This is a genomic window from Frondihabitans sp. PhB161 (assembly GCF_003814635.1).
GTDB lineage: Bacteria > Actinomycetota > Actinomycetes > Actinomycetales > Microbacteriaceae > Frondihabitans.
Genome location: NZ_RKQW01000001.1, coordinates 970,552 through 991,093 on the forward strand (window position 1 = coordinate 970,552; position 20,542 = coordinate 991,093).

Annotated in this window: 21 protein-coding genes; 8 read left to right on the top strand and 13 right to left on the bottom strand. The window is 69.1% G+C overall.

Features of this window, described 5'->3' with window-relative positions:
* Window position 1 precedes the first annotated feature (1 nt).
* From EDF39_RS04730 to EDF39_RS04745, 4 genes are all read right to left on the bottom strand, one after another.
* Window positions 2–841 (bottom strand): endo alpha-1,4 polygalactosaminidase, encoded by an 840-nt coding sequence (locus EDF39_RS04730; RefSeq protein WP_123940915.1) that lies wholly within the window; start codon window positions 839–841, stop codon window positions 2–4.
* Window positions 842–956: 115 nt separating this feature from the next.
* Window positions 957–1,337: a hypothetical protein gene (locus EDF39_RS04735; protein ID WP_123940917.1), complete on the bottom strand. Its 381-nt coding sequence runs from the start codon at window positions 1,335–1,337 to the stop codon at window positions 957–959.
* A gap of 269 nt (window positions 1,338–1,606) precedes the next feature.
* Window positions 1,607–2,914, bottom strand: coding sequence for an MFS transporter (locus EDF39_RS04740; RefSeq protein ID WP_123940919.1), 1,308 nt, complete (start codon window positions 2,912–2,914; stop codon window positions 1,607–1,609).
* The gene (locus tag EDF39_RS04745; protein ID WP_123940921.1) at window positions 2,911–3,363 is read right to left on the bottom strand and encodes a MarR family winged helix-turn-helix transcriptional regulator; all 453 of its coding nucleotides are present in this window, start codon (window positions 3,361–3,363) and stop codon (window positions 2,911–2,913) included. The genes EDF39_RS04740 and EDF39_RS04745 overlap by 4 nt, the downstream gene beginning before the upstream one ends.
* A 96-nt stretch (window positions 3,364–3,459) precedes the next feature.
* On the opposite strand from EDF39_RS04745, the gene EDF39_RS04750 reads away from it, so the two are divergent.
* The 6 genes from EDF39_RS04750 to EDF39_RS04780 all read left to right on the top strand — a co-directional run bounded on the left by EDF39_RS04750 (window position 3,460) and on the right by EDF39_RS04780 (window position 10,007).
* Complete coding sequence (locus EDF39_RS04750; RefSeq protein WP_123940923.1) at window positions 3,460–4,212, top strand: SDR family NAD(P)-dependent oxidoreductase; 753 nt, start codon at window positions 3,460–3,462, stop codon at window positions 4,210–4,212.
* Window positions 4,213–4,540: 328 nt separating this feature from the next.
* Entirely contained in the window at window positions 4,541–5,218 is a 678-nt protein-coding gene (locus EDF39_RS04755) for a response regulator transcription factor (RefSeq protein ID WP_055960920.1), read from the top strand.
* Complete coding sequence (locus tag EDF39_RS17695; protein WP_233572968.1) at window positions 5,211–7,046, top strand: cell wall metabolism sensor histidine kinase WalK; 1,836 nt, start codon at window positions 5,211–5,213, stop codon at window positions 7,044–7,046. Before EDF39_RS04755 ends, EDF39_RS17695 begins: the two co-directional genes overlap by 8 nt.
* A 349-nt stretch (window positions 7,047–7,395) precedes the next feature.
* Window positions 7,396–7,956: a hypothetical protein gene (locus EDF39_RS04770; protein ID WP_123940927.1), complete on the top strand. Its 561-nt coding sequence runs from the start codon at window positions 7,396–7,398 to the stop codon at window positions 7,954–7,956.
* A 134-nt stretch (window positions 7,957–8,090) separates the two neighbouring features.
* A complete protein-coding gene (locus EDF39_RS04775; protein WP_123940929.1) occupies window positions 8,091–8,948 on the top strand; it encodes an alpha/beta fold hydrolase in 858 nt (285 codons plus the stop codon).
* Window positions 8,949–8,957: 9 nt separating this feature from the next.
* The gene (locus EDF39_RS04780; RefSeq protein WP_123940931.1) at window positions 8,958–10,007 is read left to right on the top strand and encodes a lipoate--protein ligase family protein; all 1,050 of its coding nucleotides are present in this window, start codon (window positions 8,958–8,960) and stop codon (window positions 10,005–10,007) included.
* Between the two features lie 93 nt (window positions 10,008–10,100).
* Here the strand turns inward: EDF39_RS04780 and EDF39_RS04785 are convergent, their stop codons facing one another.
* Both EDF39_RS04785 and EDF39_RS04790 read right to left on the bottom strand, forming a co-directional pair.
* Window positions 10,101–10,850, bottom strand: coding sequence for a hypothetical protein (locus EDF39_RS04785; protein ID WP_123940932.1), 750 nt, complete (start codon window positions 10,848–10,850; stop codon window positions 10,101–10,103).
* 107 nt (window positions 10,851–10,957) lie between these two features.
* A complete protein-coding gene (locus EDF39_RS04790; RefSeq protein ID WP_055960908.1) occupies window positions 10,958–11,242 on the bottom strand; it encodes a GNAT family N-acetyltransferase in 285 nt (94 codons plus the stop codon).
* A 96-nt stretch (window positions 11,243–11,338) separates the two neighbouring features.
* Here EDF39_RS04790 and EDF39_RS04795 point away from each other — a divergent pair, with 96 nt between their 5' ends.
* Window positions 11,339–12,187 (top strand): site-specific DNA-methyltransferase, encoded by an 849-nt coding sequence (locus EDF39_RS04795; protein WP_123940934.1) that lies wholly within the window; start codon window positions 11,339–11,341, stop codon window positions 12,185–12,187.
* On the opposite strand, the gene EDF39_RS04800 is transcribed toward EDF39_RS04795, so the two are convergent.
* Together EDF39_RS04800 and EDF39_RS04805 are read right to left on the bottom strand one after the other, a co-directional pair.
* Entirely contained in the window at window positions 12,184–12,687 is a 504-nt protein-coding gene (locus EDF39_RS04800; protein WP_055960904.1) for a flavin reductase family protein, read from the bottom strand. The genes EDF39_RS04795 and EDF39_RS04800 overlap by 4 nt on opposite strands.
* Before the next feature lie 470 nt (window positions 12,688–13,157).
* The gene (locus EDF39_RS04805) at window positions 13,158–15,005 is read right to left on the bottom strand and encodes an MDR family MFS transporter (protein ID WP_233572969.1); all 1,848 of its coding nucleotides are present in this window, start codon (window positions 15,003–15,005) and stop codon (window positions 13,158–13,160) included.
* 295 nt (window positions 15,006–15,300) lie between these two features.
* Here EDF39_RS04805 and EDF39_RS04810 point away from each other — a divergent pair, with 295 nt between their 5' ends.
* Window positions 15,301–16,188 carry an amidase domain-containing protein gene (locus EDF39_RS04810; RefSeq protein WP_123940936.1) on the top strand — a complete coding sequence of 296 codons (888 nt, stop codon included), beginning with the start codon at window positions 15,301–15,303 and terminating at the stop codon, window positions 16,186–16,188.
* 121 nt (window positions 16,189–16,309) lie between these two features.
* Here EDF39_RS04810 and EDF39_RS04815 read toward each other — a convergent pair whose 3' ends face one another.
* Genes EDF39_RS04815 through EDF39_RS04835 form a run of 5 tightly spaced genes read right to left on the bottom strand, consistent with a single transcriptional unit; the run spans window position 16,310 to window position 20,472 of the window.
* Window positions 16,310–16,858 carry a hypothetical protein gene (locus EDF39_RS04815; RefSeq protein ID WP_123940938.1) on the bottom strand — a complete coding sequence of 183 codons (549 nt, stop codon included), beginning with the start codon at window positions 16,856–16,858 and terminating at the stop codon, window positions 16,310–16,312.
* The gene (locus tag EDF39_RS04820; RefSeq protein WP_123940940.1) at window positions 16,855–18,183 is read right to left on the bottom strand and encodes a DUF58 domain-containing protein; all 1,329 of its coding nucleotides are present in this window, start codon (window positions 18,181–18,183) and stop codon (window positions 16,855–16,857) included. Before EDF39_RS04820 ends, EDF39_RS04815 begins: the two co-directional genes overlap by 4 nt.
* Window positions 18,180–19,193, bottom strand: coding sequence for a MoxR family ATPase (locus EDF39_RS04825; RefSeq protein ID WP_233572970.1), 1,014 nt, complete (start codon window positions 19,191–19,193; stop codon window positions 18,180–18,182). Before EDF39_RS04825 ends, EDF39_RS04820 begins: the two co-directional genes overlap by 4 nt.
* A complete protein-coding gene (locus EDF39_RS04830; protein WP_123940942.1) occupies window positions 19,190–19,684 on the bottom strand; it encodes a hypothetical protein in 495 nt (164 codons plus the stop codon). The genes EDF39_RS04825 and EDF39_RS04830 overlap by 4 nt, the downstream gene beginning before the upstream one ends.
* Window positions 19,681–20,472: a DUF4129 domain-containing protein gene (locus EDF39_RS04835; protein WP_158613159.1), complete on the bottom strand. Its 792-nt coding sequence runs from the start codon at window positions 20,470–20,472 to the stop codon at window positions 19,681–19,683. The genes EDF39_RS04830 and EDF39_RS04835 overlap by 4 nt, the downstream gene beginning before the upstream one ends.
* Window positions 20,473–20,542: the final 70 nt, after the last annotated feature.

Below are 20,542 nucleotides of genomic sequence, written 5' to 3' on the forward strand. Positions count from 1 at the left end.
ATCAGCAGGTCTGGTAGACGTACGCCTTGCTCTTCGGGGTCGTCAGGTCTCGATCGCGGAGGATCGTCTGCGGCGGGGTGTCTTTGCGAGCGCAGACCTGAGCGAACGTGCCCCGAAGGTCGTCGGTGTATTCGATGTCGAGCACGTGCGTGCCGTAGACCTTTGAGAACGACCCGCACTCGCTGTAGACGTCGCACTCCTCGGTGGTGACGAAGTCGAAGCCGATCGACGTCTTGCCGCGGGAGCCCAGCTCACCGGTGTTCTTCTGGCTCGCCGCCAGACCCTTCGCGTGGGTGTGCTTCACCAGGAGCTTCGCGAACGCGATCGACTTCGACAGGGTCAGCCTGCCCTTCGATCGGGAGTACGAGTCGAGGTTGTCGAACTCCTCGGCCCGGAAGCCCTTGGCCGCGCACGAGTCGGTCATGGTGTTGATGCGCTTGCTGGCGGCGGTCCGCTTGGCGGCCGTCGAGATGTCGATGATGCGCTCGTCGGGCCAGCCCGGATCGACGATCGGCTTGCCCGCCTTGTTCTTCAGAATGAGGTTGCTCGGCCAGCTCGACCCCGGCTGCGTCTGGAATCCGTTGACGTAGCAGATCGAGTAGACGCCCTTCGCGGGCGTCGAGGTGCTGTCGCGCGTCACGACGGTGACACCTTTCGCGGGGGTGTACGACCCGCCGAGCTGGTAGTCGAAGGTGCCCTTCGTCGGGGGCAGCGTGCGGGTCGCGGTGGAAGCGACCGCAGGATCCGACGACCGAGCGTTCGCACTCGGCGAGGCGCATCCCATCGTGACGAGCAGCACGGCGGAGGTCGCAACGGCCAGGCCGGCTCGCAAGAGTGTCATGCCGTCGAGCTTAGGTTGCCCGCGCTGGCCCATTGCTCGCCTGGGCTCGCGCGGGCTCCCGCCCGCGGCCGGTGAGGCACCCCGGTCTGGCCATTTTCGGGGTGGCATCCGGGGGTTATTTGGCCGACCGGGGGTGCGTCGGCTGCTCGGCGGGCACCCGGGCGGGATCCGGGGCGGGCTCGCGGGCCTCCCGCTGGGCCTCCGACCAGGCCTCGGCCACGGCGGCGAGAGCGATGATGAAGCCCGCGATGAGCAGGGCGACTCCCACGAGCAGCACGACGGCCACGATGAAGTCGAGATGGCCAGAGGCGACGCCCTTCGGCGACCAGGCTCCCTGGGCCCCGAGCGTCTGCGAGGCCCAGATCGCGAGGCCGGCGCCGATCGCCAAGCTGACGCCGGCAACCGTGCCGATGAGGCGTGCCTTGCTCATGGGCCGCTCCTTCGCGACGGGGATCTGTGCTCGGGTGGGGCGGATCCTGACGTGAGCGATCGTCATGCGTGCACTGTAGGCGCAGTTGCCGCGCCGCGGAAGCCCCGGCCGTGCAGTGCCGGCGGCGTCGGGGCCGCGAGTGCCGCCTAATGCCGCCGGCCCTGGCCCGGCGAGCGCATTCGGCGGCACTCGTGGGGGCGCCGGCGCGCACCTGAGCGGCGCCCAACCCTGAGTGCCGTCTAATGCCGCCTGCGCGGGCCCGGCCGAGCGCATTCGGCGGCACTCGCGGGAGCGCACTCGGGGCCGGGCAACCCGAGGCGCCCCAAACGCAAGCCTCAGCGGCGGGCGGGCTCCGCCGGCAGAGTGATGGAGGCCGTGGCAGGGAGGCCGTCGCCGTCGTGCCGGATCCTGAAGTGCAGCCCCTCGTCGTGACGAAGCCGGAGGTGCTGCTGCCTCACCAGCCACACGATTGCGACGGCGGCCGCCGCGAACCCGGCGCCGGCTCCGACGCCGATCGCCGCGCGCGGGCCGAACGTGTTGGCGGCCCAGCCGACGATCGGAGCGCCGATCGGGGTGCCGCCGGTGAAGATCGCCATATAGAGGGCCATCACGCGCCCGCGCATCTCGGGGGCGGCGCCGAGCTGCACGGTGCCGTTGGCGGTGGTCATCAGCGTGATCGACGAGAGCCCCACGGCCACGAGCACCGCGGCGAAGCTCCAGTAGGTCGGCATGAGCGCGGCGACGGTGCAGGTGACGCCGAACGAGAGCGCGGCGAGCACGAGGATCCGCATCCGCGGCCGCTCACGCCGGGCCGAGAGGAGGGCCCCCGTCAGCGACCCCACCGCAACCGCCGAGGTCAGCAGGCCGAACCCGCTGGCTCCGACCCCGAACGCCTGCGTCGCCATGGTCGACGTGAAGATCGGGAAGTTCATGCCAAAGGTGCCGATGATGAAGATCATCACGAACACGACCACGAGGTCGGGGCGCCCCCGCACGTAGCGGAAGCCCTCTTTGATCTGGCCTTTCGCGCGCTTCAGCTTCGGCTTGAACTGCAGTTGGTTCACGCGGAGGAACCGCAGCGAGGCGAGCACGGCCAGGAACGACGCTGCGTTGATCACGAAGACCCAGCCCGACCCGACTGTCGCGATGAGCACGCCGGCGACCGCGGGGCCGATGAGACGCGCGCCGTTGAACGATGCCGAGTTGAGCGAGACCGCGTTCGACAGGTGCTCGGGCGGCACGAGCTCCGAGACGAAGCTCTGGCGGATGGGCGCGTCTATCGCCTGCACTATGCCGAGCAGGAGGGCGAAGCCCCAGACCATCCAGAGCTGCACGACGCCGGTGATGACGAGGAGGCCGAGGGCGAGGCCGAGTGTGCCGAGGGCGCCCTGCGTGAACATCAGCATGCGCCGGCGGTCGTAGCGGTCGGCGATGAGGCCCGTGATCGGGATCAGCAGGATCGGCGGCAGAAACTGCAGCGCCATCGTGATGCCGAGCGCTGTGGCGTTGTGGTCGGTGAGCTCGGTGAGCACGATCCAGTCTTGGGCGGTGGACTGCATCCACGTGCCGGTGTTCGACACGAGCGCGCCGCCGAACCAGAGCCGGTAGTTGAAGAGGCTGAGCGAGCGGAACATGGCGCTCATGAGCGACCCAGCTCACGGAGGATGCGAGTCGCTTCGGCCAGCGTGCGCCGCTCGTCGGGGCTGAGCTTCGCGAGCCGCGGCACGAGCCACTCGTCGCGGCGTCGCCGGGTCTCGAGCACGAAGTTCGCGCCGGCGGGGGTCGTGCAGAGCATCACCTTGCGGCGGTCGTCGGCGTGGGCGCTGCGCTCGACGAAGCCGAGTTCGACGAGGGCGTTGACGGTGCGGTTCATCGACGGTGGAGTGACGCCCTCGTGCTCGCTCAGGGCGCCGATCGTGAGCGGCTCGTTCTGCAGCAGGAATCCGAGCGCGGCCATCTGGGCGTCGCTCACGTGTGTGTCGGCCTTCTGCTGCCGGAGCCGCCGCGAGAGGCGGAGCACGCCCTGGCGCACGTCGGTCGCCAGTTGGGCGTGGGGAACGGTGCGCAGGGCACCCGTATTCGTGTCAGACATCGATGGTTAGCCTAACAAATTAGCTTTGCTAAATAAACGGCTCGGGCGTACTCTGTGGCTTAAACAACAAGTGTCGTCAAGACAGAAGGATCCGAGATGGGCAAGTTCGAAGGCAAGGTCGCGATCGTCACCGGTGGCGGTTCGGGAATCGGCGAGGGCATCTCGAAGGCGCTCGCCGCCGAGGGAGCCTCGGTCGTCGTCACCGACATCAAGCTCGACGCGGCCCAGCGGGTCGTCGACGAGATCGTCGGGGCCGGCGGAACGGCCAGTGCATTCGAGGGCAACACGTCGGTCGCCGCCGACAGCGAGAAGACCGTCGAATTCGCCCAGCAGACGTACGGCGCGCTGCACCTGGCTGTCAACAACGCGGGCATCGGCGCCGCCCCCGCCAAGATCGGTGACTACGACATCGCCGCGTGGGATCGCGTCGTCGGCGTCGACTTGAGCGGCGTCTTCTACGGCCTGCGCTACCAACTGCCCGCCCTCGTCGCGGCCGGCGGTGGCGCGATCGTCAACATGTCGAGCGTGCTCGGCTCCGTCGGAATCGCCCAGAACGCCGCCTACGTCGCCTCGAAGCACGCGCTGATCGGCCTCACCAAGGTCGCCGCCCTCGAGTACTCCGCCCAGGGCGTCCGCACCAACGCGGTCGGCCCCGGGTTCATCGACACGCCGCTCGTCCGCTCGTCGCTCTCCGCCGACGAGCTCACGGCGCTCGAGGCGCAGCACGCCACCGGCCGGCTCGGCACCGACGCCGAGGTCGCCGCGCTCACGCTCTTCCTGCTGAGCGACGACGCCTCGTTCATCACCGGGTCGTACCACCTCGTCGACGGCGGGTACAGCGCGCACTAGTGCGTGGGCTGCGGGTGCCGCTGGTGCCGCGGGTGCGCCGAAGCCGCTGGTGCCGCGGGTGCGCCGAAGCCGCGGTCGGCCGAAAGTGCCCGAAGTGGGGCCCGGTGGGCTGTTTGAGGCCGAAGTGCGCACTCTCGGCCGCGTTCGGGTCGGTGCCGCCGGATCCTGCTGTCCGCCCCGCGAGTGCACGAAAACCGCCCCTGGCGCACCGGCCGGGGCGGTTTTCGCGCATTGGGGAGGGCGCGGCGCCGATTTCAGCCCCGCTTCAGCGCATCGCCGCCATGCTGGACGTGCCCGCGGTGTGTGGGCACCGATCGCAGGAGGCAGCGTGCGCGTGCTCGTCGTCGAAGACAACCAGGGGCTCGCTCAGGGGTTGCGCCTCGGGCTCGAAGCCGAGGGCATCGCCGTCGACCACGCCGCGACCGGCACCGACGGCCTCTGGCGTGCGCGCGAGAACGACTACGACGCGATCGTGCTCGACATCATGCTTCCCGGAATGAGCGGCTACAGCGTCTGCCGCGCCCTCCGCGACGACGGTGACTGGACGCCCGTGATCATGCTCACCGCCAAAGACGGCGAATGGGACGAGGTCGAGGGCCTCGATACGGGCGCCGACGACTACCTCACGAAGCCGTTCTCGTTCGCGGTGCTCCTCGCGCGGCTGCGGGCTCTGGTGCGGCGCGGCGTGCGCGAACGGCCGACCGTGCTGACGGCCGGCGACCTGGCGCTCGATCCGGCATCGCGGCGCGTGACCCGGGGGGAGACCCCGATCGAGTTGACGACGCGCGAATACGCCGTGCTCGAGTTCCTGATGCGCCGGGCGGGCGAGGTCGTCACGAAGCGGCAGATGCTCGACGGCATCTGGGACGACGACTTCGAGGGCGACAACAACATCGTCGAGGTCTACGTCAGGCACCTCCGCAACAAGATCGACCGGCCGTTCGGGCGCGACTCGATCGAGACCGTGCGCGGTGCCGGCTACCGGTTGGCGGGGACCGGTGGCTGAGCGGCCGCGACCCGGTTCGCGCGGGCCCAAGGGCTCGCTCCGCCCGCGGCGCGGATCGCTGCGCCTGCGCATCACCCTCGCGGCCACGGCGATCGTCGGAATCACGCTGCTCGGCGGGTCGGCGGTCTACGTGGTCGTTCAGCGCGCCGTGCTCGCTCAGGGCGTCCGAGCGGAGGCCGTGAGCGACGCCGATCGCGTGCTGGCCCGGCTCGAGTCGGGGGCCACTCCGGCGGTGGCCGTGGCCGGGCTGGGCGAGCGTGACGGGGCGGTCACGGCGGTTCTGTCGGCGGACGGCTCGCGGATCCTTGGGGTCTCGGGCGACCCCGTCGCCGTCCGCGCCTACGAGACGCTCGCCGAGCCAGCGCGCTCGGGAACGGTCTCGCTGTCAGGCGAGAACTACGCGATCGAGACGTCGTCGGGCAGCGACCAGTCAACTCCGGCGCCGACCGTGACGATCACGCCGCCGAGCGACGACTCGACGAGGAGCACGGAACCGACGCCAGGATCCGGCGGCGGCGGCTCGAGCACCGACGACTCGGGCGGCGGCGGGTCGGACGACTCGGGGGGTTCCGGTGGCGGATCGAGCGGGAGCGGCGGGTCAAGTGGTGGCTCGGGCGGCAGTGGTTCTGAGAGCGGTGGTGGCTCGGGCGGTGGTTCCGGTGGTGGCGGGTCTGACGACGTCGGCGCCCCCGCACCCGGGAGCGGACAGCCGACGCTGACCGCGGCACGTCCGACCCCGGGTTCGTCGTCTTCGTCCTCGTCTCCTTCGTCGTCCTCGTCGACTGCGGCGGGTGATGGCGGTGCCGGAGCCGACGTCGACTTCGTGGTCGTCGCCGGTCGTTCGCTCGAGGCTGCCGCGGTCTCGGAGCGGGCGACGGTGACGACTCTCGGCATCGTGATCCCGGTGCTGCTCCTGGTGATGGCGGCGACCACCTGGTTCGTGGTCGGACGTTCGCTGCGGCCGGTGGAGCGAATGCGCCGGGAGGTCGAGGGGATCACGGCCGCTCGACTCGCGACCCGGATCCCCGGCCCGGGCGGCGACGACGAGATCGCCCGACTCGCCTCCACCCTCAACGAGATGCTCGACCGGCTCGACGACTCGGCGCGCGCGCAACGGCGCTTCGTCTCGGACGCGTCGCACGAGCTCCGCTCGCCGTTGGCGGTGATGCGGCAGCTGGCCGAAGTGGCGCAGGCCTACCCGGGGCGCATCGAGACCGAACTCCTGGCCGACACGGTCCTCACCGAGGGGCAGCGCCTTGCCGATCTGGTGCAGGGCATGCTCATTCTGGCCCGGGCCGACGAGGGTGGGCTCGAGCCGTCGATGCATCCGGTCGACGTCGACGACATCGTGCTGGCCGAGGCCGCGCGCCTGCGCAAGGCGGGCCTCGTAACGGTCGACGCGACCGGCATCGCACCCGTCCGTGTCGACGGCGATCGCGGAATGCTCGGCCAGGTCGTCCGGAACCTCGCCGACAACGCCGCCCGCCACGCGACCTCGACCGTCGCTCTCTCGCTTGCTGAAGTGGACGGACAGCTCGTGCTCACGGTCGACGACGACGGCTCGGGTGTGGCCGACGCCGACCGGGAGCGTATCTTCGCGCGCTTCGTGCGGCTCGACGAGGCGCGTGCTCGGGAATCCGGCGGCAGTGGTCTCGGTCTCGCGATCGTGGGGAGTCTCGTGGCCGCTCACGGTGGAGCCGTGGCTGTCTCCGGTAGTCCGCTCGGTGGTGCCCGCTTCACGGTCACCCTGCCGGTCGACGCCGCTGTGCCTGCTGGTGCCCCCGCGCCCGCTCCCGGTCCCGCGCCTGCTCCCGCTCCCACCGGGTGAGTGTCCACGATCTGCTGATGTTCCGCCTCCTCGACTAGCAGATCGTGGACACTCACCCTCGCCCGCCGTTCGTTGTCGGCGGGAGCGGGTGTTTCTCAATTCCTCATTGACTCTGGAGTCAATTGCGCGCCGGGCGACATCGCTCCAGGCCCGTGTCATTTGACTCCAGGGTCAATCACGGTTTTTGAGAGTCCCCGCCCGATCGCGTGTCCGGATTCGATGGCAGGCAGCCCACTCAGCCAGCAGTCGGGTGAGTGAGTCGGACGTGCGCTGAACGGACGTTCAGGGAAGGTCAGAAGCGGTTCAGCAGCCTCTTGGGAAGGTCATGGCATCCAACAAGGAGGACACCATGAACCGCAAGAATCTCATCATCGTCACCGGAGCAACCGCCGCCGCCCTCGTGCTCGGCTCGGCCGGAATCGCGTTCGCATCTCAGGGTGCCGACGACGCGACTACGCCGTCGCCGGCCTCGAGCGTGACCGTGGCGCCGACGACCGTGCCGACGACCGGATCGACCGGCGTGCCGACCGCCGTGCCGACCGCTGGGCCGGCGACCGTGCCGAGGGGCCACACCCACCACGGGCGGGGCCGCGACGACGCTGCCACCCACGACGTGAACGACGATCACGGCACCGACGCCGCAACCCACGCTGTCGCTGACGACTCCGGCCACCACGAGGCGACCGCGACCCCGACGCCGGTCGCGACCCGGCCGACGGCCGGGCCGACAGCGGCGCCGGTCGCATCGACGCCGGCGAGCGACGACGCCGCGACCCACGACACCGCAACCCACGACGCCAACGACGATCACGGCATCGACGCCGCGACCCACGACGCCAACGACGATCACGGCAGCGACTCGGGGCGCCACGGCGGTGGCGGGCGGGGACACGGCGGCTCCGACGACTAACGCCCGGATCCTTCGGTCTTTGCCCTAGGCCAGCCCACCGAATGCACGATTTCCGCCCTCCGCACCCGCGCGGAGGGCGGATTTCGCGCATTCGACGCAGCGCGGCAGCGCACGCCTCCTGACAGACTGACGCCGTGTACACCACCCGCAGCTACGTCGACGCCCAGGGCGTCACGATCACGTTCTACGTCTGGCCGGCAGTCGGACACACGGCGGAACCCCGAGGCATCGTCCAGATCGCGCACGGCGTCGGCGAATACGCCCTTCGGTACGAGCGTCTGGCCGAGGCGCTCGCCGCCGCCGGCTACACCGTCTACGCCGACGACCACCGCGGCCACGGAGCCACCGGCCTGGCCCAGTGGGGCGAAGGATCCGGCCGCCTCGGTCACCTCGGGGTCGGCGGCCATCCGGCGACGGTCGAAGCCGTTCGGCAACTCACGCACCTCGCCCGCGCCGAGAATCCGGGGATCCCCGTTACTCTGCTCGGCCACTCGTGGGGCTCGTTGATGGCGCAGATGCTCGTCGATGAGCACGCCGACGAGTACGACTCGGTCGTGCTCACCGGCACGGCCTACCGCACCCCGCTCAGCATGAACGGCGGCGATCTGAACAGGCGTCACGCCCACCTCGGCACGACCGGGTTCGAGTGGCTCAGTCGTGATCCGGCCGTCGCCGAGGCGATGTCGACGGATCCTCTGGCTGTCGAGGCGAGCGTGCTCACGCTCTTCGGTCTGCGCGACTCCCTGCGTCTCTACGGCCGGCCGAGCCGCAACCCGCGCCATGACGTGCCGCTGCTCGTGATGGTCGGCGGCGACGATCCGCTCGGCGGGCCGAAGAGCGCCGAGAAGCTCGTCGCGGCGTACCACTCGCGCGCTGGCTTCACCGACGTCGAGCTGATCGTCTACGACGGTGCGCGGCACGAGATCTTCAACGAGACGAACAAGGAGGAGGTCACCCGCGACCTGATCGACTGGTTGGACGCCCGGTCGTAGGCTCGACGCATGCACGGTGAATACAAGGTCCCAGGCGGCAAGCTGGTCGTGGTCGACCTCGATGTGAAAGACGGCCGGATCGAGAACTTCCGGCTCGCCGGCGACTTCTTCCTCGAGCCCGACGAGGCGCTAGAGGCCATCAACCGATCGGTTGACGGACTCGACTCCGCAGCCGACTCGACCGACATCGCGGCCGCCGTGCGACGCGGGCTGCCCGAGGGAACCACCATGCTCGGGGTGAGCCCCGAGGCGATCGCCGTGGCGATCCGCCGGAGCCTGAGCCGCGCTACCGCCTGGCGCGACTACGACTGGCAGATCATCCACGACGGGCCCGTGTCGCCGAACACCCACCTCGCGCTCGACCAGGTGCTCACCGAGGAGGTCGGCGCCGGCCGTCGCGGGCCGACCCTGCGGTTTTGGGAGTGGAACGAGCCCGCCGTCGTCATCGGCAGCTTCCAGTCGCTCAAAAACGAGGTCGATCCTGAGAACGCCGAGAAGTACGGCTTCCAGGTGGTTCGCCGCGTCTCGGGGGGCGGCGCCATGTTCATGGACGCCGAATCGATCGTCACCTACTCGCTCTACGCCCCCGGCGACCTCGTGCAGGGCATGAGCTTCGCCGACTCGTACGCCTACCTCGACGAGTGGGTGATCACCGGCCTCAAGTCGATGGGCATCGACGCGTTCTACCAGCCGCTCAACGACATCACGAGCGCCAAGGGCAAGATCGGCGGGGCCGCGCAGAAGCGGCTGGGCAACGGTGCGCTCCTCCACCACGCGACCATGAGCTACGACATGGACGGCGAGAAGATGGTGCAGGTGCTGCGGATCGGCCGCGAGAAGATGAGCGACAAGGGCACCACGAGCGCGGCTAAACGCGTCGACCCGCTGCGCTCGCAGACCGGACTGCCGCGTGCCGAGGTGATCGAGCGGCTCAAGCAGACGTTCACCGGCCTCTACGGAGCGACCGAGGGCCACGTCACCGCCGACGAGCTCGCTCAGGCGGAGGAGCTCGTCCGCACGAAGTTCGCGACGCCGGAGTGGCTCGCGCGCGTTCCCTGAGCGTCTTCGACCACCCCTCCGGCGGCGTCAGGCGAGGCGCCAACCGACCGCAGCAGGCGAGGCGCAACCCGGCCGAGGCGTCAACAGGTCGGGTCAGGCCACGCGATAGGCGAGGTATTCAGCCGGGACCGCACCGAGGATGGACGGCCTGCGCGGGTCGATCGGTTCGGTGATCGCGGCGGCTCCCTTCCGGATCCGCACGGTCATCACGACATCGTCGCCGAGACCGGTCGCGGGCGCAGACTTCAGATCGCGCATGCCGATCACGAGGGTCCCGCTGGTGTCGGCGAGGCGGTATTCGGCGTAGCCGGTCGCACTCCACAGGTCGGTGATGCGGCCCTCCACGGTTCCGACCACGTCGGTGGTCTCGCTCGCCGAGACGAGTTCTTCGACGGTGTGGGTCGCCTCGTCGGGGATACCGGGGGGTTCGTGAGCGGGGGGAGCCGCGGAGGTCAGGGCGGTGCGGCGGGCGTGGGCGCCGGATCCCGCGCTTTCCGCCGCCTCTGTCAGATCGTCGAGCAGCACGCAGAGATCGCGGTGCCGGGGTTCGAGCGCCACGGTGAATGCGGCGACGCCATCGACACGGGCCTCGTCGTCGGCCGACTCGTGTGCCGCGATGAGCGCGGGGGAGCGGAGGGCGCGACCGAAGAAGAGGGGCAGCGGCCCGCCGCTGCGCCAGCGGTACAGGATCTCGAGCTGGGGGCTCAGGATCCTGGGCGCGATCTGCTCTCGGAGTGACTCGACGCCGGCGTCGTCAAGGCCCGGCGCGAACGAGGCGAGCAGAGCCGGATCGATCGACGAGAGGATGAGCTCGAAACGAGCGAGCTGATGGGCGAGGGTCACCCTGTGAGTCTGATCGACGCGCGATGCGTGCGTAAGTCCGCAATCGGGTGCGACCCGAACGGGGAGAGGTGACCCTCCTGCCACTATCGGTAGAGGGAGCCGAACCGTTAGCGGCGGGTGAGCTCTTCGTACTGCGCGTTCTTCTTCACGAACATCTCGACGTACGAGCAGGCGGGCACGACGCGGAATTCGGTGTTCGCGGCCACGTCGTCGAGGGCGTGCTGCACGAGCACCGCTGCGAGCCCTTTGCCCTGCTCCGAGGGGTCGACCTCGGTGTGAGTGAACGCGATTTCGTTACCGGTGATCTGGTACGCGGCGAACCCGACCGGTCGGTCTCCGTCGAGGATCGTGTACTGGTTCTGGGCTTCGTCGTGACGCACTTCCACACTCATTCCGTGAACGATACGCCGCTGTCGTGAGAGCAGGCTCCGACGCAGCCATCATGAGGGGTGGTCGGCCCTGACACCGCAGACGGCCACAATAGGGGGATGCCCGTTAGCTGGACCCCCGAGTCACCCGATCTCGTCGTCCACGGCGAGAATCTCGACGTTCTTCCCGCCCTTCCCGACGGCGCATTCACGGTGGTCTACCTCGACCCGCCGTTCAACACGGGTCGGAGCCAGTTCCGTCACGAGACGCATTCCGTCCGCGGGTCGCGCACCGGAGCGGTGACCGGCTTCAAGGGCGTCCAGTACGAGCGCATCCGCGGCGACCTGATGAAGTACGACGACCGCTTCGACGACTACTGGTCGTTTCTCGAACCCCGGCTCGCCGAGGCCTGGCGCCTGCTCGCCGACGATGGAACCCTCTACCTCCACCTCGACTACCGCGAAGCGCACTACGCCAAGGTGCTGCTCGACGCGCTCTTCGGTCGGGCGTCTTTTCTCAACGAGATTATCTGGGCCTACGACTACGGCGCCAAGAGCCGCAGCCACTGGCCGACGAAGCACGACACGATCCTCGTCTACGTGAAAGACCCGGCGAGGTATCACTTCGATTCGACGGCCGTCGACCGCGAGCCCTACATGGCGCCGGGGCTGGTCACGCCCGAGAAGGCGGCACGCGGGAAGCTGCCGACCGACGTCTGGTGGCACACGATCGTGTCGCCGACGGGCCGTGAGAAGACGGGGTATCCGACCCAGAAGCCGCTCGGAATCTTGCGCCGCATCATTCAAGCGTCGACCCGCGAGGGCGACTGGGTGCTCGATTTCTTCGCAGGATCCGGCACGACCGGCGCTGCGGCCGCCGAGCTGGGGCGGCGCTTCGTCCTGGTCGACGGCAACGCCGAGGCCATCGACGTGATCCGCAAGCGCCTACCCGGCGCGACCTTCGTCTAGGCCGTCTTCAGAAGCTGCTTGAAAGCAGACCCGTGGAAGACGAGCGGCTCGACGCTCGCGTCGGCGTAGAGGCCCGTGACCTCGAGCAGGATCAGCGTGTGGTCGCCGGCCGGGTACTCGGCATAGGCCTTCGTCTCGAGCCACACCGGGGAACCCTTGACGAACAGGGCGCCCTGCTCGCTGGTCTCGAGCTCGAGGTTCTCGAACCGGGTCGCCTTGTCTTTCGCCGCGATCTGCCGGGCGGTCTGGCCGTGTGTCTCACCTAGCACCGAGATGCCGATCCGCTCGGCGCGCTTCAGCACCGGCCAGGTGGTCGAGGTGTTCTGCACGGAGAACAGCACCAGGGGCGGGTCCATCGAGACGCCCACGGTGAACGACGACGCGACGAGACCCTCTCGCGCGCCCTCGATCTCGGCGGCGAGGGCGACGACGCCGGACGGAAAGTACGAGAACGTGGTCCGCAGAAGCTGCGGATCCGGGGAGTACGGGGTGAGAGCCATGGAACGTCCTTCGCGAGTCGGTTGCTCCATGCTGTCACTCGATTGTTGAATCTAGATTTCGCGGGCCGCTAAATGACGCGCTGTTTCGTTACGTTCTGATTGCGCCGGACCGCGACGTGCGACGTCCTGAGTTCAGGTGCACGGGGCTCGCGCGACAGTGGCGAATCCTGAGTTCAGGCGCACTGGTCGTTATGTCAGGCCGAAATCGCCCCAGACGTCAAGAGCTCAGGAGACATTCGCATCTACGATCCTGATGTCAGGGCTGCTCGGCGAGTGCACCTGAGTTCAGGAGCGTGGCCGACGGCAGCAGGGCGAATGCACCTGAATTCAGGATCCGGCAGCCGCAGCTGAATCCGCCGTGCACCTCAGCTCAGGCGCACGCGCCCCGCCGCATCTGCCACCTGCCGTGAACCAGCGACACCCCGGCCGCTCTGGGAGAAGGCCGGGGCGTCGTTCGCGAGCCGAGAACGTCAGTGGTGTGAGGTAGAACTGCCGGATCCTGGGAGCCGGATGCTTCCGGTGTCGGGCGAGACCGGCGAGCCCATCGTGTTCGCGGCGGATTGCGCGGCCAGTGCGGCCCGATCGGTCTCTTCGGCGTCACGCGCGTCGGATGCCGCAGCGTCGGTGGCGTCCTGGTGGGCCGCTTCGTCGAGGGCCGAGCGCGTACGGAGCGGTGCCGGGCGGAGGAAGAAGCTCAGCACGAATGCCACGGCCACGACCACCAGCGAGATAGTGAAGACCGTCACCGTCGCGTTGGCGAATCCGTCGAGGAACGGCGCCTTGAGAGCCAGCGCCGCCTTGTTGAGGAACGACGTGTCGCCATTGAGGGCGTTGCCGAGAGCCGAGGTGTCGCCCGACGCGGCCTTCTTGAGCAGCGCGATGAGACTCGAGTTGTTCGGGTCGGCGAGCACCGACGGGTCGGCGAGGGCCTTCTGCTGGGCGGCGGCGAGTGTCTTGTCTTGGAACGACTCCGGAATCGTCGTCGAGAGACGGGAGAACAGCACCGAGAAGAGCACCGCCGTGCCCAGGGTTCCACCGATCTGACGGAAGAACGTCGACGACGACGTGGCCACACCGATGTCGCGCGGTCCGACCGAGTTCTGCGAGGCGAGTGTCAGCGTCTGCATCAGCTGGCCGAGACCGAGACCGACCAGGACCATGCCGATCGAGAGGTAGTACCAGGGCTTGTCGTAGCTCACCTGCGAGAACCAGGCGAAGCCGAGGATCATGAACGCGGTTCCGATCGGCGGGAACATCTTGTACTGGCCGGTGCGCGAGATGATCTGACCGGAGACGATCGACGAGATCATGAGGCCGAGGATCATCGGGAGCATCTGGAAGCCCGACTCGGTGGGCGTCGACCCGTTGACGAGCTGCAGGTAGAGGGGCACGGTGAGGAGCGCACCGAACATGCCGAAACCGACCAGGACGCCGAGGATGGTCGCCATCGAGAAGGTGCGGCTCTTGAAGAGCTTCAGCGGGATCAGGGCGGCGTCGCCCATCATGCGCTCGGCGACGATGAAGGCGATGATGCCCAGCCCGCCGATGACGTAGCAGACCCAGGCGTTGAGCGAGCCCCAGCCCCAGATGCGGCCCTGCTCGGCGACCAGCAGGAGCGGCGCGGCCGACACGATGACCATCGCGGCGCCCCACCAGTCGATGCGGATGTTGTCTTTGCGGCTCTGCCCGGGGATGTGCAAGAACCGGCCCACGATGAAGAGCGCGACGACACCGATGGGCACGTTCAGGAGGAAGACCCAGCGCCATCCGGTGATGAAGAGGATCTGGTCCGCGCCGGCGAAGAGACCGCCGATCAGCGGGCCGATGACGCTCGAGATGCCGAACACTGCGAGGAAGTAGCCCTGGTACTTCGCGCGCTGGCGAGGAGCGAGGATGTCGCCCATGATCGCCAGCGGGAGGGCCATGAGGCCACCGGCACCGAGGCCCTGCAGGCCGCGGAAGGCGGCGAGCATGTACATCGAATCGGAGAATGACGCGGCGGCCGACCCGAGGATGAAGATCGCGATCGCGATGATGAACAGCGGCCGACGACCGAAGAGGTCGGAGAGCTTTCCGTAGATCGGCGTCGAGATCGTGGAGCAGATCAGGTAGGCGGTGGTGACCCAGGCCTGGTGGTCGAGACCGTGGAGGTCGTCGCCGATGGTGCGGATCGCCGTTCCGACGATGGTCTGGTCGAGCGACGACAGGAACATACCTGCCATGAGGCCGAAGATGACGAACAGGATCTGCCTGTGGTTCATCAGGCCCTGCTTCTCGACGGGTGCCGTTTCTGGTGCGGCTGTATCTGCCCGGGACATGTGACTCTCTCTGGTGCTGTGGCGATGACTGGTGCTGTGGCTGTGGCTGACGCGGTGTGGTGACTGACGCAGCGGTGGTGGCTGATCCGATGGTGGTAGCTAATCCGGTGACGGCCGGCGTTGCGGTCGCGCAAATCTTTGCGTGCGGTGCAAATTTACATGACTGCCAGGAATTTGACCACGCGAGCTGTCGGATCCTTGGCCCGAATGGCCTGGGGAGAGACCAGGGGGCGCAAAACCGTCGGTGATAGCCTGGCGCCCGCCGAACGGCGTCGAAACGAGTGGAGTCTGCTGCATGCCGAGAAGGATCGCCCCCACCCTGATCGTGACGGTGGTCGCCGTGTCACTCCTCGCCGGCTGCACGGCCGGGTCGAACGGAGTGAGCGCACCCGCCACCCTCGGCCAGGGCACTCCCAGGGCGTCCGCCACACCGGCAGCCGCTGCCGTCTCGAAGGTCTCGCCCGTCGTGGGCGGAGTCACGGGCGGCACCACGATCACTCTCACGGGGTCGAACCTCGGTGCCGTCGATCGCGTCAAGATCGGCACGGAAGACGCAACCGATGTGAAGGTCGTCAGCGACTCCAAGGTGACCGCGGTCGTTCCGCGCTCGGTCGACTACCAGCCGGCGAGTGGCGACGTCGTCGCGTACGCGGGGTCGAAGCCCGTCAGTGCCGCCGCCACCGCGTCGTACACCTGGAAGGTCTCGTCGGGCGTCGACCGCGAGATGCAGTACGCCTTCGCGCACTGGAACGCCCCGACCTACAACGCCTCGTACCTCGACTTCAACTCGGTCGGCGGCGACTGCCAGAACTTCGTCAGCCAGGCGCTCGATGCCCGGGGCCTCGAGCAGAACGACTCCTGGCACTACAACTCGTCGGGCCACAGCGAGACGTGGGGGTACGCACCCGCCTTCGACAACTACCTCAAGGCCAACCCCTCGCTCGGATTCACCCCGCTCACGGCCGACCAGCGCTCTCAACTGTCGGTCGGCGATCTCGCGTACTTCGACTGGAACAACAACGACGTTCCTGACCACGTGATGATCGTCTCCGCGATCGATGGCTCGAAGATCTCGCTCGTCGGGCACAACCTCGACTACGACTACCGCGACCTCGACACGGCGATCACGAAAGATCACCCGGGCGCGAAGGTCTGGTTCTACAAGGTGCCCGCCTCGCTGTAGCTGGGTGCCTGGGTTACGTGCCGTGACGCACCCCCGTTCGGCGAGATCGGGCCTGGCATCTGGGGGTTATCTGGCCAACCAGGGGTGCCTCGCCCATCGAGCTGGAACTCGCGTGCGGCCGTCAGCGCGCGGGCCGCAGCAGCAGGGGCGCTACGACGGCCGCGAGAGCAAGTGCGGCGATCGCGCCGACAAGCCCGAGCCACACCGAGCCCGCCTCAGCGCCGGCCGGGCGGATGAGCGCGAGCACCGCGAAGGCGACGATCTGCGCTGCCACCTGCACGACCAGATAGCGGAGCAGCGGGCCCCGCAGCACAGCGAGCTGCACCGACGCCCGGCGCGGGAGCCACGCAGACAAGGATCCGACAGCGACCAGCAGGTGCCCCGCTGCCAGAACCCCGATCAGCGGTGGCGCGTAGCCGGGCCGACCGCCCGCCACCAGCGCGACCGCAAGGAGCACGATCAATATCGCGGCGAAGGGGCCGCGGGGCACGGCCGCTGCACCGAGCGCAAGCAGTAGTGCCACCACGAGCCAGCCGCTCACCCCGAGCACGAGGAAGCCGGCGCCCGCTCCGGCGATGAACGTCAGCGCGGAGAGGGCGAGGGCGGGAACGGTCGGTCCGATGTCGGGAAAGCTCGTGGGCGTCGCAGGGCCCCGGTTCGTGTCGCTCATCGGATCCGCCGCGGGCGGGTGAGGGCGCGCAGTCGCACGGCTGGCACGGCGGAGCCGGGAGCGGCATCCCAGCGGACGGGCTCGACGCCGGAGGCTGTCATGCCGTCGAGACGACTGGTGCGTTCGAGCATCAGAAGCTGGAACGCCGTGCGCTCCTCGCGGCTTGCGGCGGCCACGTCGACCTGGGGCAGCGTGTCGATAGCGAGAACGCGATGGCCTGTCGAGGCCCAGGTCACCGCCATGGTGGCTGCGAGGTCGTCGAGGAACGACGAGATCACGACCACGAGTGCCGAGGCGGGAACGATAGGCGTGCGGGTCGTCTTGACGGGGCGCCCGGTCGGAGCAGCGGTGGCGATTGTGGTCTGGAGACGCTGCAGGTGCCGCGTACCGCCTCCGGGTTCGACTGAGCGCGCCGTGCCGGCGAGGTCGCGCAACCCGACCCGATCGCCCGCTGCGAGGTAGGCGGAAGCCAGTGATGCCGCCGCTTCGCGAGCGAGGTCGAGAGACGTCGTGGAGGTCAGGGGCCCTTTGGATCCGGACCATCGAGAGATGTCGGCACTCACCTCGTCTCGGTCGTCGATGACGAGCATGACGATCGCGTCAGCTGTCGAGAACGTCCGGCGGACGTAGAGGTCGCCGGGGAGCTGCGCCCTCCGGGCGGTGACCTTCCAGTCGATTCGCCGGAGCCGGTCGCCCGGTGCGAAGAGCGCGACATCGCGGAACTCGCCGCCATCGCCCGGCGTCGCGGAGTCGTGCGCCCCGGTGATGCCCACCACTCGGTGGGGCAGCGGAAGGCTGTCGATGGGGAGCCGCGGCGGTGGCACCAGACGGGAGCTCGCGGGGCCCGCGTCGGGTGAGGTGAAGGCGGCGCCGGCGGCGCCGAGCGCCGAGTAGTGCAGCCGCAGGATCTCTTGCGGCCCGGAGTGCGTGACCGCCACTTTTCCGATGAGGCGCCTCGCGGTTTCGGGGGTGACGGCGAATCGGTGCGTCGTTCCGTCGGCGGTGGCGAGGACCACGGCGAGGGCGTCGACATCGGCGGAGAGGTCGAATCGGGTGTCGTAGCCGACACCGGTGGCATCCGTGTCGGGCGCCAGCCGTGTGGTGGTTGTCACGACCTCGGAGCGGCGTGGCCTCCGCTCGACCCCGAACGCGACGACGGCGAAGAGTGGGAGGGCGATCAGGGCGAACTCGGGGCGGGAGGTGACGAGGGCGAGGCCTGCCAGGAGCGCGGCGGCAGCGGCGGCGTACCCGACCGCGGGATTGAGCGACCAGCGTGGCCGCAGTGAGGTGCGGTCGGCGTGCCCGCCGGGTCGGGCGTCGCTCATCGAGGAGTCGAGGAGTCGACGGGGTCGTTTGCCCGGCCCACGGCCGGGGGCCCGGCGACCCGCGAGACGATCGAGCCGATGACCTGGGCGGCGTCGACGCCATTGGCCCAGGCCTGGGGGGTGAGCGACACCCGGTGCGCGAGCACGGGGATGGCAGCCGCCTTGATGTCTTCGGGCGTGACGAAATCGCGGCCGTCCATCACGGCGCGAGCTCGGCCGACGAGCATGAGACCCTGGGCGCCGCGAGGGGAAGCGCCGACCTGGATGTCGCGGTTCTCGCGGGTCGCGGTGGCGAGGTCGACGCAGTAGAGGGCGATGTCGGGATCGACGTGCACGCCCTCGACCGTGGCCTGCATGGCGAGGAGCGTCTCGGGGTCGATGACCGCGTCGATCCGCCCGACTTCGCGGCGTCGCGCCACACGGCTGAGGAGGACTCTCTGCTCGCCTTCGCGGCTCGGGTAGCCGACCGAGAGGCGCACCATGAACCGGTCGAGCTGCGCCTCGGGCAGGGCGTAGGTGCCTTCGTACTCGATGGGGTTGGAGGTCGCGATGACGTGGAACGGATGGGGGAGCGGGAAGCTCTGGCCTTCGACCGTCACCTGGCCCTCGGCCATCGCTTCGAGTAGGGCGGACTGAGTCTTCGGGGAGGTGCGGTTGATCTCGTCGGCGAGGAACAGGCCCGTGAAGACAGGGCCCGGGCGGAAGACGAACTCCGACGTGGCGGGGGCGTAGAGGAACGAGCCGGTGATATCGGCGGGGAGAAGGTCGGGCGTGCACTGGAGACGACGGAAGTCGAGACCGGTCGCCTGCGCGATGCTCCGCGCTGCCAGGGTCTTGCCGAGCCCGGGGACGTCTTCGAAGAGAACGTGGCCGCCCGCGAGGATGCTGGCGAACGCGAGCTCGAGCGGCTCGCGCATGCCCACAACGAGCTCGCCGACCTCGTCGAGCACTCGCCTGCTGAGCGAGGCGACCTCGGCGATGGAGAGGGATGCGGGGGTGGAGGTGGTCACGTGTGCCTCTCGGTAGGCGACCCGAGTGCCTCGATGGCATTCAGGAGGCGGGTGAAGGAGATCAGGTCGAGATTCGTGGCGCGCGGCACCAGGAGTGTGCGCACGACGCCGGGTGCCAGGATCTTCTCGATCTCGGGTCGGTCGCCCGGATCGAGGAGATCGAGGCCGTAGAGAAAGAGCAGTCGATGCCGGGCCGCCTCGCGGGCCCTCGCGACGGTGCGGTCTTGGACGCCCCCGCGGGTCTTCATCGACCAGCTGATCTCTTCGACGTCGAGCCGCGCGCCCGGGGTTCGGCGGATCGGCGGTTGAGGCCACGCAACGGCGTTCTCGCCGGCGAACGACTCCCAGGTCAGGCCGATGACGAGGAGGACGCCGAGGGCGACGACGGTGACGACCACGGAACCGACGACGTCGAGACCGAAGAAGTAGACGATGGCACCCACGACGAGCGCCGCGACGGACGAGAGGATCAGGGTTCGGCGGAATCTCACGCGTGACCGCCGTCGTCGGCCGGGTGGGCGGAACGCTCGGCCCATTGGGCCTCGAGCACGACGAGCGCGTGGCGTGCGGTGACCACGTCGGCGGGCGTGGCGACGGCGTCTCCGAACCTGACGGCTAGGTAGAGACGTCGGAGCGTGCCGAGGGCCTCCCCGTCGACCCCCGTCAGGCGCAGGATCCGGCTCGTGAACTCGGTCGGAGTCTCGGAGTCGAGTCGGGAGTAGCCGGCGTCTTCGGCGGCTTCCTGGAGGCCCAGCCAGGCGGCGACGATGGCGTCGTTCGGCGCGCGATCGCCGTCGAGGAGATCGAGGGCGAGGCGCAGGCCCCGGCGCAGATAGGGGGCGCTGGTCTCGATCGACGGGTCGTCGGCAAGGGGTGAGGGGTCGCTCAACTCGTCGAGCGACGCGGCGGTAGCGGCAGGCCGATCGCGGCGACGGGAGCGCCACCACCGGATGACCACGACCGCGAGGGCGAGTGCGGCGAGGCACGCCACGACGACGACGAGCCAAGTGAGGTCTGGCGGGGATCCTCCGCTGGTCGCCGGAGGCGATGCCGTGGGGTTGTCAGCCGGCTGCGACGGAGGGGCGGGCGGTGTGGCGGAGGGAAAGCCCCCGAGGTTCCAGCGCGGGCCGGAAAATCGGAGTTCGCCACCGAAGGCGCTGCCGGTAAGGACGAGGAGACCGAGCACGACGGCGAGAATGCCCGCGACCGGAAGCCGACGCGCACCCGAGTCGGGACGCGGCCGTGCGTCGCTCTCGGGTAGCTCGGTGTCGGTGGGCATGGATTCGACGCTAGTCGATTCCGACCGGGGGCTCTGCGGCATAGGTCAGACCTGTGGACAACTCGTCCGC

Bases quoted from the DNA above. Each gene is read 5' to 3' on its own strand.
- EDF39_RS04835 (WP_158613159.1), bottom strand. From the start codon at position 20,472: ATGCCCACCGACACCGAGCTACCCGAGAGCGACGCACGGCCGCGTCCC.
- EDF39_RS04790 (WP_055960908.1), bottom strand. From the start codon at position 11,242: ATGAGTGTGGAAGTGCGTCACGACGAAGCCCAGAACCAGTACACGATC.
- EDF39_RS04745 (WP_123940921.1), bottom strand. From the start codon at position 3,363: ATGTCTGACACGAATACGGGTGCCCTGCGCACCGTTCCCCACGCCCAA.
- EDF39_RS04820 (WP_123940940.1), bottom strand. From the start codon at position 18,183: ATGAGCGACGCCCGACCCGGCGGGCACGCCGACCGCACCTCACTGCGG.
- EDF39_RS04780 (WP_123940931.1), top strand. From the start codon at position 8,958: ATGCACGGTGAATACAAGGTCCCAGGCGGCAAGCTGGTCGTGGTCGAC.
- EDF39_RS04770 (WP_123940927.1), top strand. From the start codon at position 7,396: ATGAACCGCAAGAATCTCATCATCGTCACCGGAGCAACCGCCGCCGCC.
- EDF39_RS04730 (WP_123940915.1), bottom strand. From the start codon at position 841: ATGACACTCTTGCGAGCCGGCCTGGCCGTTGCGACCTCCGCCGTGCTG.
- EDF39_RS04800 (WP_055960904.1), bottom strand. From the start codon at position 12,687: ATGGCTCTCACCCCGTACTCCCCGGATCCGCAGCTTCTGCGGACCACG.
- EDF39_RS04805 (WP_233572969.1), bottom strand. From the start codon at position 15,005: ATGTCCCGGGCAGATACAGCCGCACCAGAAACGGCACCCGTCGAGAAG.
- EDF39_RS04750 (WP_123940923.1), top strand. From the start codon at position 3,460: ATGGGCAAGTTCGAAGGCAAGGTCGCGATCGTCACCGGTGGCGGTTCG.
- EDF39_RS04810 (WP_123940936.1), top strand. From the start codon at position 15,301: ATGCCGAGAAGGATCGCCCCCACCCTGATCGTGACGGTGGTCGCCGTG.
- EDF39_RS04735 (WP_123940917.1), bottom strand. From the start codon at position 1,337: ATGACGATCGCTCACGTCAGGATCCGCCCCACCCGAGCACAGATCCCC.
- EDF39_RS04795 (WP_123940934.1), top strand. From the start codon at position 11,339: ATGCCCGTTAGCTGGACCCCCGAGTCACCCGATCTCGTCGTCCACGGC.
- EDF39_RS04740 (WP_123940919.1), bottom strand. From the start codon at position 2,914: ATGAGCGCCATGTTCCGCTCGCTCAGCCTCTTCAACTACCGGCTCTGG.
- EDF39_RS04815 (WP_123940938.1), bottom strand. From the start codon at position 16,858: ATGAGCGACACGAACCGGGGCCCTGCGACGCCCACGAGCTTTCCCGAC.